General features: G+C 59.2%; 13 protein-coding genes. 7 read left to right on the forward strand and 6 right to left on the reverse strand.

Features of this window, described 5'->3' with window-relative positions:
• Positions 1 to 11 precede the first annotated feature (11 nt).
• Both ACP15L_RS16265 and ACP15L_RS16270 read right to left on the reverse strand, forming a co-directional pair.
• Complete coding sequence (locus ACP15L_RS16265; protein ID WP_425084987.1) at positions 12 to 2,252, reverse strand: molybdopterin cofactor-binding domain-containing protein; 2,241 nt, start codon at positions 2,250 to 2,252, stop codon at positions 12 to 14.
• A 3-nt stretch (positions 2,253 to 2,255) separates the two neighbouring features.
• Positions 2,256 to 2,720, reverse strand: a complete 465-nt coding sequence (locus ACP15L_RS16270) for a (2Fe-2S)-binding protein (RefSeq protein WP_170461012.1) — start codon at positions 2,718 to 2,720, stop codon at positions 2,256 to 2,258.
• A 97-nt stretch (positions 2,721 to 2,817) separates the two neighbouring features.
• Here ACP15L_RS16270 and ACP15L_RS16275 point away from each other — a divergent pair, with 97 nt between their 5' ends.
• Positions 2,818 to 3,396, forward strand: coding sequence for a TetR/AcrR family transcriptional regulator (locus ACP15L_RS16275; protein ID WP_425084988.1), 579 nt, complete (start codon positions 2,818 to 2,820; stop codon positions 3,394 to 3,396).
• Here ACP15L_RS16275 and kynU read toward each other — a convergent pair.
• The gene (gene kynU / locus ACP15L_RS16280; RefSeq protein WP_425084989.1) at positions 3,389 to 4,582 is read right to left on the reverse strand and encodes a kynureninase; all 1,194 of its coding nucleotides are present in this window, start codon (positions 4,580 to 4,582) and stop codon (positions 3,389 to 3,391) included. The two genes, ACP15L_RS16275 and kynU, sit on opposite strands and share 8 nt — an antisense overlap.
• Before the next feature lie 194 nt (positions 4,583 to 4,776).
• Here kynU and ACP15L_RS16285 point away from each other — a divergent pair, with 194 nt between their 5' ends.
• The 6 genes from ACP15L_RS16285 to ACP15L_RS16310 all read left to right on the forward strand — a co-directional run bounded on the left by ACP15L_RS16285 (position 4,777) and on the right by ACP15L_RS16310 (position 11,503).
• Complete coding sequence (locus ACP15L_RS16285) at positions 4,777 to 5,226, forward strand: methyltransferase family protein (protein WP_170660679.1); 450 nt, start codon at positions 4,777 to 4,779, stop codon at positions 5,224 to 5,226.
• A gap of 130 nt (positions 5,227 to 5,356) precedes the next feature.
• Positions 5,357 to 6,928 carry a Re/Si-specific NAD(P)(+) transhydrogenase subunit alpha gene (locus tag ACP15L_RS16290; protein ID WP_425084990.1) on the forward strand — a complete coding sequence of 524 codons (1,572 nt, stop codon included), beginning with the start codon at positions 5,357 to 5,359 and terminating at the stop codon, positions 6,926 to 6,928.
• 13 nt (positions 6,929 to 6,941) lie between these two features.
• Positions 6,942 to 8,393 (forward strand): NAD(P)(+) transhydrogenase (Re/Si-specific) subunit beta, encoded by a 1,452-nt coding sequence (locus ACP15L_RS16295; protein ID WP_170554271.1) that lies wholly within the window; start codon positions 6,942 to 6,944, stop codon positions 8,391 to 8,393.
• Between the two features lie 159 nt (positions 8,394 to 8,552).
• Positions 8,553 to 8,909 carry a VOC family protein gene (locus ACP15L_RS16300; RefSeq protein ID WP_425084991.1) on the forward strand — a complete coding sequence of 119 codons (357 nt, stop codon included), beginning with the start codon at positions 8,553 to 8,555 and terminating at the stop codon, positions 8,907 to 8,909.
• Positions 8,910 to 9,016: 107 nt separating this feature from the next.
• Positions 9,017 to 10,294: a DUF3422 family protein gene (locus ACP15L_RS16305; protein WP_425084992.1), complete on the forward strand. Its 1,278-nt coding sequence runs from the start codon at positions 9,017 to 9,019 to the stop codon at positions 10,292 to 10,294.
• Positions 10,295 to 10,366: 72 nt separating this feature from the next.
• Positions 10,367 to 11,503: an MFS transporter gene (locus ACP15L_RS16310; protein WP_425084993.1), complete on the forward strand. Its 1,137-nt coding sequence runs from the start codon at positions 10,367 to 10,369 to the stop codon at positions 11,501 to 11,503.
• A gap of 6 nt (positions 11,504 to 11,509) precedes the next feature.
• Here ACP15L_RS16310 and ACP15L_RS16315 read toward each other — a convergent pair whose 3' ends face one another.
• From ACP15L_RS16315 to ACP15L_RS16325, 3 genes are all read right to left on the reverse strand, one after another.
• The gene (locus ACP15L_RS16315; RefSeq protein WP_425084994.1) at positions 11,510 to 12,490 is read right to left on the reverse strand and encodes an ABC transporter permease; all 981 of its coding nucleotides are present in this window, start codon (positions 12,488 to 12,490) and stop codon (positions 11,510 to 11,512) included.
• The gene (locus tag ACP15L_RS16320) at positions 12,483 to 13,490 is read right to left on the reverse strand and encodes an ABC transporter permease (RefSeq protein WP_170375080.1); all 1,008 of its coding nucleotides are present in this window, start codon (positions 13,488 to 13,490) and stop codon (positions 12,483 to 12,485) included. The genes ACP15L_RS16315 and ACP15L_RS16320 overlap by 8 nt, the downstream gene beginning before the upstream one ends.
• 96 nt (positions 13,491 to 13,586) lie before the next feature.
• A complete protein-coding gene (locus tag ACP15L_RS16325) occupies positions 13,587 to 15,293 on the reverse strand; it encodes a peptide ABC transporter substrate-binding protein (protein WP_170375081.1) in 1,707 nt (568 codons plus the stop codon).
• Between the last annotated feature and the right edge of the window lie 160 nt (positions 15,294 to 15,453).

Below are 15,453 nucleotides of genomic sequence, written 5' to 3' on the forward strand. Positions count from 1 at the left end.
GTGCGTCGCGATCAAATCAGGAGGTCGAACTGAGTGATCAGCGGCAGGGTTCGCGCGCGTTCTCCGGTCAGATCAAACAGCGCATTACCTAAGGCCGGCATCGAGGGGGGCGTACCGGGCTCACCAGCGCCGCCCATATGGCGGTTGGTCTCGAGAACGCGCACTTCGACCTGCGGAGCCGTGTGCATGCGAAGTGCGTCATAGTCGGGGAAGTTGAACTGCTCGACTTCGCCCTCGGCAAAGGTGATCTCGCCGTAGCAAGCGGCGCTCAGGCCGTACATCATCCCACCGAACATCTGCGCTTTGACGTTTTCTGGGTCCAACGCAAGACCCATGTCACAGGCGATCCACGCCTTGTTTATGCGGATGGTGCCGTCTTCGTCGACCACCTCGATCACCTGCGCAACCGGAGTGCCAAAGCTGTAGGTAAAGGCCACTCCGCGCCCGACGCCAGCCGGAGTTTGACCCGTCCAGCCAGACATCTCTTTCACGGCCTCAAGGCAACCTGCCGAGGGGGCGTGTTCGGTCTTCATCAACTCCAGCCGGAATTCTAGCGGGTCGCGGCCTGCGGCGTGGGCCATCTCATCCATGAAGGTTTCATGGAAAAAGCCATTATGGCTGTTGCCGACCGAGCGCCAGAAGCCAACAGGCACGTCGAGCTTCGCGATATGGCCGCTCATCCGGTAGTTCGGAACCGCATAAGGTTGGTTGAAGAAGCCCTCGACCAGAACTTTGTCAGGGCCTGCGCCGGGCATCCCGGTGTAACGCTCGACCGCTTGCTGCGTGCAGGATTGCGAGGCAACCGCACCGTCGATCAGCACCGCTTTGCCGTCCCTCACGGCGCCACGCAGCCGAGCGATTGCGCCGGGGCGGTAATAGTCGTGGCGCATGTCTTCCTCCCGGCTCCAGGTCGTCTGGACCGGAGTGCCGGGAACGGCCATGGCGACCTTTGTCGCGATTTCGCCGAAATCCAGTTCCCCACGGCGACCAAACCCACCGCCCAGATAGGTGGTGTGGATCTGCACCGCATCCGTATCCAGACCGGCGGTATTGGCCACGCGGAATTGGATCAGAGTGGGGGCCTGATTGCCGCACCACAGTTCTAGCGCGTCGCCGGTATATAGCGCGGTGGCGTTCATCGGCTCCATCGTGGCGTGGGCCAGATAGGGCAGGCGGTATTCGGCGGTGATTTCGGTTGCGCCCTCGGGTGTGACGCTGACGTCGCCGTCATCGCGCATCGTGGAGTTCGGGGAATCGTCGAACGCTTCGGCGATCTTGGCGAAGATGCCGTCGGTTTCCGGCGGGTAGGGGGCATCCCCCCAATCCACGTCGATCGCCTCAACCGCTTGATTGGCGAGCCATGTGTTGTTGGCGATGACCGCAACGCCGGTGCCCAGATCGACGATCTGTTCGACCCCCGGCATGTCTTTTGCGGCGTTGTCGTCATAGCCGTTCATCGCGCCGCCCAGCTTGGGGTTCATGCGCACGGCTGCAAATTTCATACCGGGCAGGCGAACATCGACGCCGAATTCAGCAGTACCCGTCGCTTTGCCAACCATGTCCAGACGCGGTTGGGTCTGCCCAAGATACCGCCATTCGGACGGGTCACGCAGAGGCACCTCGACCGGCTCAAGACCGGCCGCATCCATCGCGAGGTCGGTATAGGCAATCTTGTCACCATTGGGCGCGATGACATGCCCCGAGGCAGTCTGCAATTGCGACGGGTCAACCCCCAGACGGTCGGCAGCAGCCCGCTTCAGCGTCTCGCGCGCCGATGCTCCGGCCTGCCGCATCCGCGCGAACCCGTCTTTCATCGAGGTCGAGCCACCGGTGACCTGAAGGCTCAGCGCTTTGCCGAGGACACCCAGCGCCTCACCCAGATTGTGCTGGAAGTTCGAGATGTCGTAGCCCTTGTTCGGCAGTCCTTCGCCAACCAATGCAGAATTGTAATACGCCGCCGCAGCAGGGCCATGCAGCACGTTGATCTGGTCAAGATCGACGTCCAACTCCTCGGCGATCAAAGCAGCCCAGGTCGTCTTAACGCCCTGTCCCATTTCGGCACGCGGGGCGAACAGGGTCACGCCATTCTGGTCGATCAGAATGAATGGGTTCAGCGCGGCCTCACCCTCGCCGGGTTTCAGCGGGTTCGGGGCGGGACGGGTGACGTAGTAACCGCCAAAGGCCACACCGCCGACAATCGCGGCCGAGCCGATCAGGAAGGTGCGGCGCAGAATTTTTCCAACTTTGCCCATCTCTTAAGCCTCCTGCAACTTGCCAGCGGCGTCTTGGATTGCGGCGCGGATGCGGGGATAGGTGCCACAGCGGCACAGGTTGCCCTGCATCGCGTCGTCTATGTCGGCGTCAGTTGGGGTCGGGTTTTCCGCAAGCAAAGCTGCCGCCTGCATGATCTGACCAGACTGGCAGTAACCGCATTGCGCTACCTGATGATCCACCCAAGCCTGCTGGATCACGGCCATCGCCTCGGGCGAGCCGATGCCTTCGATTGTAGTGACATCGCCCCAGACATCGGACAGCGACACTTGGCACGATCGCACGGCCTCACCATCGATATGCACGGTGCAGGCGCCGCAAGCAGCTACGCCGCAGCCGAATTTGGTTCCGGTCAGGCCGACCTCATCCCGGAGAACCCAAAGCAGGGGGACGTCGTCGGGCAGGTCAACTTGATGTTGCTTGCCGTTGATCTTCAGCGCGGTTGCCATGGCACACCTCTCGTAGCTGTGGCGGTTTCTGACATAATTGCCTGAAAGTGTCAGTGTGTCAATTGACAAACTATACGAAAAATGTCAGATCGGTTTCATGACAGAAAAACAGGACGATCCGCGGCAACAGGCCATTCTTGCGTCGGCGCTTGAGGCATTTGCGGCCTATGGGTTTCGCAAAACCTCGATGGACGATATCGCCAAAGGGGCGGGTATGTCGCGCCCGGCCGTTTATTTGCACTACAAGAATAAAGAGGCGATCGTGCGCAGCCTGACGCGCGCGCATTACGCCGAAAAGACCGCAAACGTATCGCAGGCCTTGTCGGGCAGTGGCAGCGTGTCCCAGCGTTTGGCGCGCGCGATTGAAGGGCAGCTCAAGGGGTTGGCTGAGATACTGACCTCTCCCCACGGGCGAGAGATGCTGGATACGAGCAAATCGACCGCCTCGGACATTCTGGCCGAGGGTGAGGAAGAGATGACCGCGCTTTATGCCGACTGGTTGCGCCGCGAAGACAGTGCCGGACGCGTCCGTCTGCCCAACGGCCCGGAAGAGACGGCGAAGACCATCACTTCGACCCTGATGGGCGTCAAGATGACCGCAACCAACGCGGCTGAATTCGAGCAACGAATCTCGCAATTGGCTGAATTGCTGGGCGCCGGGCTCGAGGTCAGGTAACTCGCTGGCGGATTTTGTATTCTGGCTGGTCCCACAGGTTGTTGGTGATGATATCCGCCAGAATCTCTGCGGCCTGTTCCACGTCGTTTTCATCAACATAAAGTGGCGTGAAGCCAAATCGCATGATGTCCGGCGCGCGGAAATCTCCGATCACGCCGCGGGCAATCAGCGCCTGCATGGCCGCATATCCTTCGGCAAAGTGGAATGAGACCTGACTACCCCGCTGCGCCGGATCGCGTGTGCTGGCGAGGATCAGGCCGGGGCAGGTGGCCTCGACCTTTGCGATGAACAATTCGGTCAGTTCGATGGATTTCGCCCGGACATCGGCCATCTCGGCCATGTCCCAGACATCCATCGCCGCAGACAGCGCGGCCATTTGCAAGACCGGAGGGGTGCCGACCCGCATCCTCTCGATCCCCGAACCGGGACGATAGTCGAGATCGAAGGCAAAGGGTGCTTCGTGCCCCAGCCATCCCGAAAGTGCCGGGCGTACTCGGTCGGACAGGCGCGGAGCGACGTAGATGAACGCGGGCGCGCCGGGACCGCCGTTGAGGTATTTGTATGTGCACCCGACCGCGAAATCGGCATTGCACCCGGCCAGATCGACCGGAATTGCACCAGCGGAATGGGCCAGATCCCAAACCGTCACCACACCGTTGGCATGGGCCAACTCGGTCAGCGCCTTCATGTCGTGCATACGGCCAGTGCGATAGTCGACCTCGGTCAGCATCAGAACGGCGATCTCTTCGGTGATGTTTTCGGCGACCTCTTCCGGGGCGACGACGCGCAATTCGTACTCTGCGCCCAGCGAGCGCAGCAATCCGTCCGCCATATAGAGATCAGATGGGAAATTGCCGTTGTCCGACAGCACAACCTTGCGGTTCGGGTTCAACTCCAACGCCGAGGCCACGGCCTGATAGACCTTGATCGACAAAGTATCGCCGACCACCACGCTGCCTTCCTCGGCCCCGATCAGGCGTCCGATGCGATCCCCCAGACCCGTGGGCAATCCCATCCATCCGGCCTTGTTCCAACCGGTGATCAGCATCTGCCCCCATTCCTGCGTCGCCGTCTGGTGCAGACGCGCATCAACCGCCTTTGGCAACGGACCCAGAGAGTTGCCGTCAAGATAGAGAATGCCTTCGGGCAGTTCGAACATGGCTTTAGTTGCTTTGAAGTCGGTCATTCCGGCTGGGCCCTGTTGTTTATTTTTGGTTGTATCCGTTGGCTATCGGATGCGCTAAGCGCTGTCTACCGGTGCATATCTTCGAAATAAATTGCCGCGACCTTTTGATGTTTTGATCTTAAGGCCGGAAAGCGGTAGACAAACTGTCGAAAACGACACTTTCTTTAAGAGATATCGACAGGTAATCAGCGCGAATGCAGAAAATCGACATCCCTCCGATCTGGTTGCTGGGGGCGGCTTGCCTCGCGTGGTTTCAAGCGCAACACCTGTCCTTTGGGCTGTCCCTTCAAGGGTGGTTGACTGATCTTGCCAGCGGCGTGCTCATCGGGGGCGGTATTGTTTTGGCTGTTCTGGCGGTTGTCGAATTCCGCCGCCATCAAACGACGGTAATGCCGCACCAGACCCCATCCAGCATGGTGCAAAGCGGAATTTTCAAACGCAGCCGGAACCCAATCTATTTGGGGGACGTCCTTATCCTGACCGGTTTGATCCTGCGTTTCGATGCGGTGCTGTCGCTGGTTCTGGTGCCAATTTTCGTCTGGATCCTGGAACGCCGCTTTATCGAGCCAGAAGAGGATCGCTTGCGCCGCAAGTTTCGCGCTGACTTCGCCCGTTATGCGCAAAAGACTCGGCGTTGGATTTGAAGGTGTGCTGCCAATGACACAACGTAACGAATGCTGCAGTTGCGAAATAATCTTTCGCAATGTAGGTGGGGATTGAACAAAAGATGCAAAGAACTCGCGCGAACATATCGAAAGTAAAGGAGGCTCTCCGTTGAAGATAGGAACGCCAAAAGAAGTTTTTGACGGTGAGAACCGGGTGGCGATGACGCCGGACTCGGCGCGCCAGCTGCAAAAACTGGGCTATGACTGCCTGATCGAAAAGGGTGCCGGTGCTGCGGCGGGCTTTTCTGATGCGGCTTATGAAGAGGCCGGTGTCGAGGTTATGAAAACCGCGGCGTCGCTTTGGAAAGCTGCGGATATCGTCGCCAAGGTGCGCCAGCCGAATGAGACCGAGCTGAAGCGTCTGACCAAAGGCAAGACGCTGATCTCTTTCTTCAACCCGGCAGGGAACGAAGAGGGGATGGAGGCTGCCAAGTCCAAAGGCGCGAATGTCATCGCGATGGAGATGGTTCCGCGTATTTCCCGTGCGCAGAAGATGGACGCGCTGTCCTCGATGGCGAACATCGCCGGTTATCGTGCGGTGATTGAGGCGGGCAACAACTTTGGTCGTTTCTTCACCGGTCAGGTGACGGCGGCCGGTAAAGTGCCGCCTGCCAAGGTGCTGATCGTGGGGGCCGGTGTGGCTGGTCTGGCGGCGATTGGGACCTCCACGTCGCTGGGCGCGATCACCTATGCGTTCGACGTACGCCCCGAAGTGGCCGAACAGGTCGAATCCATGGGGGCCGAGTTTGTCTATCTGGACTTTGAAGAAGACCAGCAGGACGGCGCGGCCACTGGCGGTTATGCCTCGGTTCAGTCGGATGAATTCCGCGAAGCGCAGCTGGCCAAGTTCCGCGAACTGGCGCCCGAGATGGACATCGTGATCACTACCGCGCTGATCCCGAACCGCGAAGCACCCGAGCTTTGGACCAAGGATATGGTCGAAGCGATGAAGCCGGGCTCGGTCATCGTCGATTTGGCGGCGGAAAAAGGCGGCAACTGTAAGCTGACCGTCGCAGATGAGAAGATCGTGACCGACAATGGCGTGACCATCATCGGTTACACTGACTTCCCCAGTCGGATGGCGGCGCAGGCGTCATCTCTGTACGCGACCAACATCCGTCACATGATGTCTGACCTGACGCCCGACAAGGACGGTCAGATCAACCACGACATGGAAGATGACGTGATCCGCGGTGCAACCGTGACCCATGAGGGTGAGATCACCTTCCCGCCGCCTCCGCCCAAGGTGCAGGCGATTGCGGCGCAGAAGAAACCCGAGGTCAAGGAACTGACCCCGGAAGAGAAAAAAGCGCAGGAAATCGCAGCCTTCAAGGCGCAGACCAAGCAGCAGTTCACCTTGCTGGGTGTCGGTGGTGCGTTGATGCTGTTGGTGGGGCTGATCGCTCCGGCCAGCTTCATGCAGCACTTCATCGTCTTTGTGTTGGCGATTTTTGTGGGCTTCCAGGTGATCTGGGGCGTGGCGCACAGCTTGCACACGCCGCTGATGGCGATCACCAACGCGATCTCGTCGATCATTATCGTCGGGGCGTTGATGCAGATTGGGTCCGGTTCGTTCCTGGTTATTCTGCTGGCGGCACTGTCTGTGTTCATGGCCGGGATCAATATTTTCGGCGGCTTCCTCGTAACCCGGCGCATGCTCGCCATGTTCCAGAAATCCTAAGGAGGTCGGGCATATGATTGGCTTCACTTCTGCCGCTTATGTTGTTGCGGCTGTCCTTTTCATCCTGTCGCTCGGCGGCCTGTCGAACCAAGAAAGCGCCAAACGCGCTGTCTGGTACGGTATCGTCGGCATGGCGCTGGCGGTTTTCGCCACGCTGGTCGGTCCGGGTTCGGGCCTGTGGCTGCTGTCCATCCTGTTGATCATCGGCGGTGGTCTGATCGGTCAATACGTGGCGCAGCGCGTCCAGATGACCGAGATGCCGCAGCTGGTCGCTGCGATGCACTCGCTGGTCGGTCTTGCGGCCGTGTTCGTCGGCTTCAATGCGCATTTCGAGATCGGAAACGTGGCTCAGGTCATGGCGATCAAGGATAGCGCGGGTCAGGCGGACCTGTCTGACCTTGGTGCATTCGCAAAGCTGATCGCCAAGAAGACTCCGGCGGAACTGGCGATCCTGCATGTAGAGCTGTTCCTGGGCATCTTCATTGGCGCGATTACTTTTACCGGTTCGGTCGTGGCCTATGGCAAACTGGCGGGCAAGGTGACGTCTGCGGCGACCAAGCTGCCCGGCGGTCATGCGCTGAACGCGGCGGCTGCGGGGCTCTCGCTGATCTGCCTGATCTGGTACACCGCTTCGGGTGGTCTGCTGCCATTGGTCCTGATGACACTGGCGGCGCTGTTCATCGGCTATCACCTGATCATGGGCATCGGTGGCGCCGACATGCCGGTGGTTGTGTCGATGCTGAACTCGTATTCGGGTTGGGCTGCGGCGGCCATTGGCTTCTCGCTGGGCAACGACCTGCTGATCGTTGTTGGCGCGCTGGTCGGCTCGTCTGGTGCGATCCTGTCTTACATCATGTGTAAGGCGATGAACCGTCACTTTGTCAGCGTGATCCTGGGCGGCTTCGGTGGCCCTCAGGGTGAGCAGATGGCTGTCGAAGGCGAACAAATCGCGATTGAGGCCGACGGCGTTGCCGCTGCGCTGAACGATGCGGACAGCATTGTCATCATCCCTGGCTACGGCATGGCCGTGGCGCAGGCACAGCAGTCGGTGTCCGAGCTGGTCCGCAAGCTGCGCGCCAAGGGCAAAGAGGTTCGCTTTGCGATCCACCCCGTTGCCGGACGTCTGCCGGGCCACATGAACGTTCTGCTGGCCGAGGCGAAGGTGCCGTATGACATCGTGCTTGAGATGGACGAGATCAATGACGATTTCCCGGACACGGATGTGGCCATCGTCATCGGCTCAAACGACATCGTGAACCCTGCGGCGCAGGAGGATCCGAACAGCCCCATTGCCGGGATGCCGGTTCTGGAGTGCTGGAAGGCCAAACAGGTCTTTGTGTCCAAGCGCGGTCAGGGCACCGGCTATTCGGGCATCGAGAACCCGCTGTTCTTCAAGGAGAACACGCGCATGTTCTATGGCGACGCCAAGCAATCGCTAGACAAGCTTCTACCGATGATCGAGTGATCAAAACGCACAATTCAATTGCAAAGGGCGCCTGCGGGCGCCCTTTTCTTTTCTGCTTTGAAGCGGGCTTGGCCTTCGTGCCTCCATAGTTTTGCAGCCGTATTTAGCAGGCGTGATGTGTTATTTTACGTCTGACGGGCACTATGTGGGAGCAAGGTCATGGAGAAAGTAAACGGAATCGGCGGGGTCTTTTTTCGCGCCAAGAACCCCAAGGCCCTGAGCGAATGGTATGAAAAGCACCTTGGGGTAAATCACTACGATCCGATCCCTTGGAAGCAGGCCGAAGGCTATACGGTCTTTGCACCCTTCGCGCAGGATACCGCGTATTTTGGCCGAAGCGAGCAGCAGTGGATGATCAATTTCCGGGTTGATGATCTGGCGGCTTTGACACGCCAGCTACAGGACGCAGGGATCACCGTCGAAACCAATCCGGATTGGGATAGCGAGGTAGGCAAATTTGCCCGTATTCACGATCCCGAGGGCAATCCCATCGAGCTATGGCAGCCAAATCAATGAATTGGCTGGAATGTATACCGTCGCATTCTTGTAAGTATCTGAAATAAAATGGGAATTGATGTATTTTGGGTGTGCCGTATAGTGTGTCGGATGAATCGGAGCCCCGCATGACGCCAATCGATGACCACCCTCTACGCTATCGGCTAGCCAATGAACTGCACGCCCGACCTTTTCCAGTGGCGCAGGTTCCATGCACGGTTGCCTTTCTGGCGATCAAGAAGCCCGGCCCGTCGCAAGGAGGGGATCGGCAGGACGACATTGCGCATTTGATCAATCTGCTGGATCGCCACGGCGCGCCGCACCCTCAGCCCGACGCGACCCACTATGCGGGGCAGATCGGACGCTATTGGCTCAAGTGGGAACAACACACTGAGTTCGTAACCTTTACTGCGATCTCTCAGAACGTGAGTGAGCGGGCGTTCAACCCCGCCGACTTTGAAGTCTTCCCGCCCGATTGGATGATGGCCAGTCCCGGCCAAAGGATCACGTCGGCGTTGCTGCGGGTTGTTCCGCGTCCAGAGGATGAGGTCGTCCGGAACCTGCTACCGGATTGGTTCGAACCCGAAAGCCTTGCCGTGTCCCGCGTTTTGGACGATGCCGCGATCTGCGCCAGCGATTTTCGTATCGACCCGGCAGGGCATATGCGGTTTGCGCTGTTCGTCTCGGATGGAACCGGAGAGCGCCGGGTTGGACGGATCATCCAGCGCCTGTGCGAGATTGAGACCTACAAGGCCATGTCCATGCTGGGGTTTGCACGGGTCAAATCGTTGACCCCGCGCATCGGCGAATTGGATCAGAAGCTGACCGCTCTGATGGGCGAAATGACCGATGGCGGCAAACATCCTGACGATATGCTACCGCAACTGCTGAAAACCTCGACCGAGTTGGAGACGATCTCGGCACGCTGTTCTTTTCGGTTTGGGGCCACGGGCGCCTATGAGGCCATCGTTAACCAACGCGTTAAGGTCTTGCGGGAAGAGCGGTTCATGGGGGGGCAGAGTTTTGCCGATTTCATGATGCGCCGCTATGACCCTGCGATGCGGACCGTGAAGTCGACTGAATTGCGCTTGCAAGCTCTGTCCGACCGGGCCATCCGCGCCGGAGATCTGCTGCGAACACGCGTGGACGTGGAACGCAGCGCGCAGAATCAGGCCTTGCTGGAAAGTATGGATCGCCGTGCCGATCAGGCCCTGCGCCTGCAGCGCACGGTCGAGGGGTTGTCGGTGGTTGCCATCAGCTACTACGCCGTCTCGCTGGTCAGCTATCTGCTGTATCCTCTGACGTCCGCGGGGATCAGTAAGGGAATGTTGACGGCTTTGGTCACGGTTCCGGTCATTCTGGCCGTTTGGGTGGGCGTCCGCAGAATTCGGCGTCGGCTGGAATGAGCGGAGCTTGCCTCTGTTTGGTAGCGTTGTACTAGTAGCCGGGGAAGCGCATCAAACAAGCGGAGCTTTAATATGATCAGTGTCGTTGCTGCGTGGCGCGCCGTCACCGCGATGTTCGCGCTGAATGGTGCCCTGTTCGGTATCTGGGCCTCTCGCATCCCGGCGGTGCGCGATCATCTGAACCTCAGCCATGAAGAGCTTGGCTATGGTCTTTTGTTCATGGCAGCGGGTGCCGTCTGCTCCTTCCCGGTGACCGGGCGATTGACCGACCGGTTTGGGGCCGTATCGATCACGCGGATCATCGCGGTGCTGTACACATTTTCGCTGGTTTTGTTGGCGCTGGCCGACAGCTTCACCATGCTTGCGGCATTCCTGTTTCTGTTCGGTGCCTTTCATGGCTCGATGGACGTGGCGATGAACGCTTGGGCAGCCGAGGTAGAGCAGGCCTTCGACAAACCGCTCATGTCCTCGTTTCATGCGATGTGGAGCCTTGGTGCCGGCCTCGGGGCGGTCAGTGGATTTGCAGCGGTTCAGTTGGATGCGACAGTTCTGCAGCATTTTCTGGTTGCGGGAGGCGTTGTGGTGGCACTGGCCTTGGCGATGTCCTGGGTACAATGGACGTCGCGCCGCGCGGAACAGTCTCAAGGTGCCGTGTTTGCCTTCCCGTCCGGGGTGTTGGTCCTCGTTGGTTTCACGGCGCTATGCGGTGCGTTGGGGGAAGGTGCGGTCGCAGATTGGAGCGCCCTATTCCTGCGCGACGTCACTGGGGCCGCTGAGAGCGTCGCAGCCTTGGGTTATGCTGTTTTTTCGGTCGCAATGGTGGTGTGTCGTTTGGCAGGCGGCTTCCTCATCGCGCGCGTTGGCCCGGTCGCTGCGGCGAGGGGCGGCGGTGTCTTTGCTGCGATAGGGGTTTTCTGCGTGGTGTCCGCTGGTGCTGCGCCATTGGCGCTGGTTGGGTTCACGCTGATGGGGGTCGGTTATTCGGTGATCATGCCCTTGGCGTTCAGCCGCGCAGCGAACGACCCAAACACCCCACCGGGACAGGCCATCGCCAGTGTTGCAACACTCGGATATGGGGGGCTGTTGATCGGACCGCCGCTGATCGGGTTTCTGGCCGAATTACTGTCGCTGCGGATGGCGTTTGGTGTCTTGCTGCCGCTGGCGGTGCTGATCGTGGTCTGTGCCGGCGCGCTAAAGCGCGCCGACTAAGATTTATCACCGGCCGCGAATGCGCGGATCCAGCGCGTCACGCAAGCCATCGCCAAGATAGTTCACGCTGAGAACAGTCAGCGAGATCGCTAGGCCGGGCCAGAACACGCGCTCGGGGTATTGCTGCAGATAGTCGACACCATCAAAAAGCAGACGGCCCCAGGTCGGGAAATCCGGCGGGAAGCCGAGCCCGAGGAAGGACAGCGCACTTTCGGTGATGATAGCCGTCGCAATCCCCAGCGTTGCCGACACCATGATCGGAGACAGCACGTTTGGCAGGATGTGCCGCGTGATGATCTGCCGGTTGCTGGTGCCGATGGAGCGTGCCGCGAGAACGAACTCACGCTCTTTGATGGCCAGCACGTCGCCGCGTACGATCCGGGCCGTGGGCATCCATGAGGTGATGCCGATGGCGCAGACAATCAGGATGAAAATCCCACGCTCCAGCCCGAATGCTGCGGACAGAGGCTCGCGGAACAGCAGCATCATGACCAGCAGCAGCGGCAGAAGGGGCAGAGCCAGAAACAGATCGGTCAGGCGCATCAACGGCCCGTCGAGGCGTTTGAAAAAGCCCGCGACAACACCGATGAACGACCCCAGAAACAGCGCCAGCAACATAGCCGTGATGCCCACCGAGACCGAGGTCTGCCCCCCCGACATCATCCGCGCCAGAATATCCCGGCCCAGCTGATCAGTGCCGAATGGATGCGCCCAGCTGGGGCCCTGATTGCGCGACCGGATGTCGATCTGGGTTGGGTCAATGCTCCAGAGGTACGGCCCCAGATACACACCGGCGACGATGAAGATGAACAAGATCGCCCCGATCATCGCGCCTTTGTGGGTTTTGAACTGATCCCACACATCGCGCCACTGGCTGCGGGGCGGAGTGGCCAAGTCGTCCATCACGCCTGCAGTCGGCAGCGCGGTTGAGGCAGGGGCCAATCCTTCGTCGGGGACCAGCGTGTCTGATTTGTCAGTATCAGTCATAGCGAATCCTCGGGTCCAGAATGCCGTACAGCACGTCAGCGATCAGGTTGAAAAGAACGATCAACACCGCAAAGATGAAGGTCAGCGTCTGCACCATCGGCAGGTCATTGGCTTGGATCGCGCCGATCAGCAACTGGCCGATGCCGTTCACCTTGAAAACCTGCTCGGTGATGATCGCGCCGCCGAAGATGGCCGGAATACCCAGCGCAATAACGGTAACCACCGGGATCATCGAGTTGCGCAGGACATGGACCATCACAACCGTGTATTCGCTCAGCCCTTTGGCGCGGGCGGTACGAACGTAGTCTTGGTTGAGGTTGTCCAGCATTGAAGCGCGCATGAAGCGGCTCAACTGCGCCGTGATTTGCAGCGCCAGTACCATGACCGGCATGATCATCTGCTTCAGCTGTACGACGAAGCTATCCCAGCTATTCACCACGTGAGTCGTGTCATAGATCGATGGGAACCAGCCCAGCTGGACCGAGAAGATCACGATCACCAGCACGCCCGAGAAGAAGGGCGGGACTGAGAAGCCGACCATCGACACGAAGGTACCCATCTGGTCGAACCAGGAATACTGGCGGTATGCGGAATAGATGCCGATGGGCAGCGCGATCAGAATGGCGACCACGTAGGCGGTGCCAACAACCCACAGGGTCTGCGGGATACGCTGAACGACGATGTCCATAACTGGCGAGCGGGTCTGCCACGAAATCACACGCAGGTCACCTTCGGAGAAAGTGGTGCCAAACATATGGTCGATCAGAACCTGCGGCTCAATCCAGAAGAACTGCACGATCCATTTCCAGAACCGGATATGCATCGGCTGGCCAAGGCCAAGTGCCTCGCGCATCTTCTCTTTGACTTCGGGGGGGACGGTGAGGGGAACCTGAGCCATCGGGTCGCCTGGGGCAAGCTCGAGCAGCAGGAAAATGACGAGGCTGATGAACAGCAGCGTGGGTACGGCCAGCACCAGTCGTCTGATGGTAAAGTTGAGCATTCAAAGGCGCCTTTGTTGATGCGTCTTTTTGTTGGAGTGGTCTGCAAATGATCGCGCCCCGATAAAGATCGGGGCGCGATATTGCAAGAATAACGCTTAGGAACCGGTCTTGCGGTACCAGTCCGCAATGTTCCACAGCTCGCTGTCCCAAACGTTCAGGACAACACCACCCAGGGTGTTTGCATGCGCCGACAGACGGCCACGGTGCACCAGCGGGATCATACCGCCGTTTTGAACCATGATGTCGTTCAGCTGCTTGGCGATCTCCGCACGGGCTTCCAGACCCGCGGTTTCAGCCAGTTTGGCGTGCAAGGCATCAAACTCTTCGTTGCAGAAGCGGCTGATGTTCTCACCCTGCCACTGCGACTCAGGCTTCGGTGCCTTGTCGCACAGACCGTTGCCCAGATAGGACTGCGGGTCGGTGCCGTTGAAGGTATTGGCGTACATCTCAACGTCGGCGTAGAACTTCTGGAAGGTGTCAGGCGAACCCGGGTCACCACCGAAGAAGACCGATGCGTTGATGTTGCGCAGTTCGGATTCGATTCCGATCTGGCTCCACCATTCCTTGATCAGCGCCTGGAAGTCCTGACGCACAGCGTTGGTCGAGGTCTGGTAGACGATTTTCAGCGGCACACCGTCTTTTTCACGAATACCGTCGCCATCGGTGTCAACGATGCCTGCGTCATCCAGCAGCTTCTTAGCGCCTTCGATATCCTGCGTGTCACAGCTCATCGAGGTCGAGCTAAACGCAGCCGGAGCCGGAACCCAGTTACAGGTTACTTTGCCAGCTTGGCCATAGCCGATTTCCACCAGCAGCGGGCGGTCGATGGCCATGGACATGGCTTTGTAAACGGCAGGGTCCTGCAGGAATGGGTGCGGATGCGCGGCTGTTGAACGCTCGCCTTCCGGCAGATCGGGCGAGGGGTTGGTCTGGTTCAGCATGATACGCTCGACCAGCGGGCCAAAACCTGCGACCGGAGTACCTTTACCACCTTCCTGCATCTGCGCAATGACCTCAGGGGCCAGCTGCAGGTTCCACGCGTAGTCAAACTCGCCAGTTTCCATAACCGCACGACCTGCCGCTGTTGCGTCGCCGCCACCTTTGAAGGTCACGCTGGCAAATGCCGGTTTGGCAGGGTCACGGTAGTTGTCGTTGGCGGCAAATGTGATCACGTCGTTCGGCTTGAACTCGGTGACGACAAATGGGCCGGTGCCGATCGGGTTGAAGTTCTGATCTGTACATTCAGGGGCTTTTGCGCCCATGCAGTCAGCGAACTGAGCGGCCTGAATGATCGGGCTTTCACCACCCACAAACGGTCCGTAGGGGAAGGGGGTCGGTGCGTCGAACGTTACCTTAACGGTTAGGTCATCGACAGCTTCGACATCGGTGACGCCTTCAAACTTGGTCACCTGTGCACAACCGCCTTCGGGGTCCATGCAGTAGTTTGCGGTAAACACTACGTCGGCCGAGGTGAACGGTGTGCCGTCCGACCATGTGAGGCCAGGCGCAATCTTCCAGGTGATGGTGGTCAGGTCTTCGCTGACGCCGCCATTTTCAACGGTCGGGATTTCAGCGGCCAGATACGGCACCATGTTCCCGTCTTGGTCGTAGCGTGCAAGTGGTTCGATAACCAGCGAGGCTGCCTCAACATCTTTTGTGCCACCCGACAGAAACGGGTTCATGATTGACGGAGCCTGCCAATAAATGATGCTGACATTGCCGTCCGATCCGCGCTCAGCAAAGGCCGCTGGAGCCATCGCCGTGCTTGCAATCGCACCAAGCAAAAGGGTTTTGATCTTCATAAGTCACTCCCGAATTGGACACTTGCGTGTCTCGATTATCTCCGCAATGCCTGCGGATTTGGCGTTGCCGACTTGTGGCTAAGGCATTGTTAGAAATAGCAATTGCATTTCGCACAACGCGATTTCTGCCTTCGCTGGTTGTCGGTTACGCGGGTATCGA

Origin of the sequence: Ruegeria profundi (assembly GCF_049800715.1) — a bacterium.
In the GTDB taxonomy this organism is placed as follows: domain Bacteria; phylum Pseudomonadota; class Alphaproteobacteria; order Rhodobacterales; family Rhodobacteraceae; genus Ruegeria; species Ruegeria profundi_A.

Bases quoted from the DNA above. Each gene is read 5' to 3' on its own strand.
- ACP15L_RS16310 (WP_425084993.1), top strand. From the start codon at position 10,367: ATGATCAGTGTCGTTGCTGCGTGGCGCGCCGTCACCGCGATGTTCGCG.
- ACP15L_RS16325 (WP_170375081.1), bottom strand. From the start codon at position 15,293: ATGAAGATCAAAACCCTTTTGCTTGGTGCGATTGCAAGCACGGCGATG.
- ACP15L_RS16285 (WP_170660679.1), top strand. From the start codon at position 4,777: ATGCAGAAAATCGACATCCCTCCGATCTGGTTGCTGGGGGCGGCTTGC.
- ACP15L_RS16300 (WP_425084991.1), top strand. From the start codon at position 8,553: ATGGAGAAAGTAAACGGAATCGGCGGGGTCTTTTTTCGCGCCAAGAAC.
- ACP15L_RS16315 (WP_425084994.1), bottom strand. From the start codon at position 12,490: ATGACTGATACTGACAAATCAGACACGCTGGTCCCCGACGAAGGATTG.
- ACP15L_RS16265 (WP_425084987.1), bottom strand. From the start codon at position 2,252: ATGGGCAAAGTTGGAAAAATTCTGCGCCGCACCTTCCTGATCGGCTCG.
- ACP15L_RS16275 (WP_425084988.1), top strand. From the start codon at position 2,818: ATGACAGAAAAACAGGACGATCCGCGGCAACAGGCCATTCTTGCGTCG.
- ACP15L_RS16320 (WP_170375080.1), bottom strand. From the start codon at position 13,490: ATGCTCAACTTTACCATCAGACGACTGGTGCTGGCCGTACCCACGCTG.
- ACP15L_RS16270 (WP_170461012.1), bottom strand. From the start codon at position 2,720: ATGGCAACCGCGCTGAAGATCAACGGCAAGCAACATCAAGTTGACCTG.
- kynU (WP_425084989.1), bottom strand. From the start codon at position 4,582: ATGACCGACTTCAAAGCAACTAAAGCCATGTTCGAACTGCCCGAAGGC.
- ACP15L_RS16305 (WP_425084992.1), top strand. From the start codon at position 9,017: ATGACGCCAATCGATGACCACCCTCTACGCTATCGGCTAGCCAATGAA.
- ACP15L_RS16295 (WP_170554271.1), top strand. From the start codon at position 6,942: ATGATTGGCTTCACTTCTGCCGCTTATGTTGTTGCGGCTGTCCTTTTC.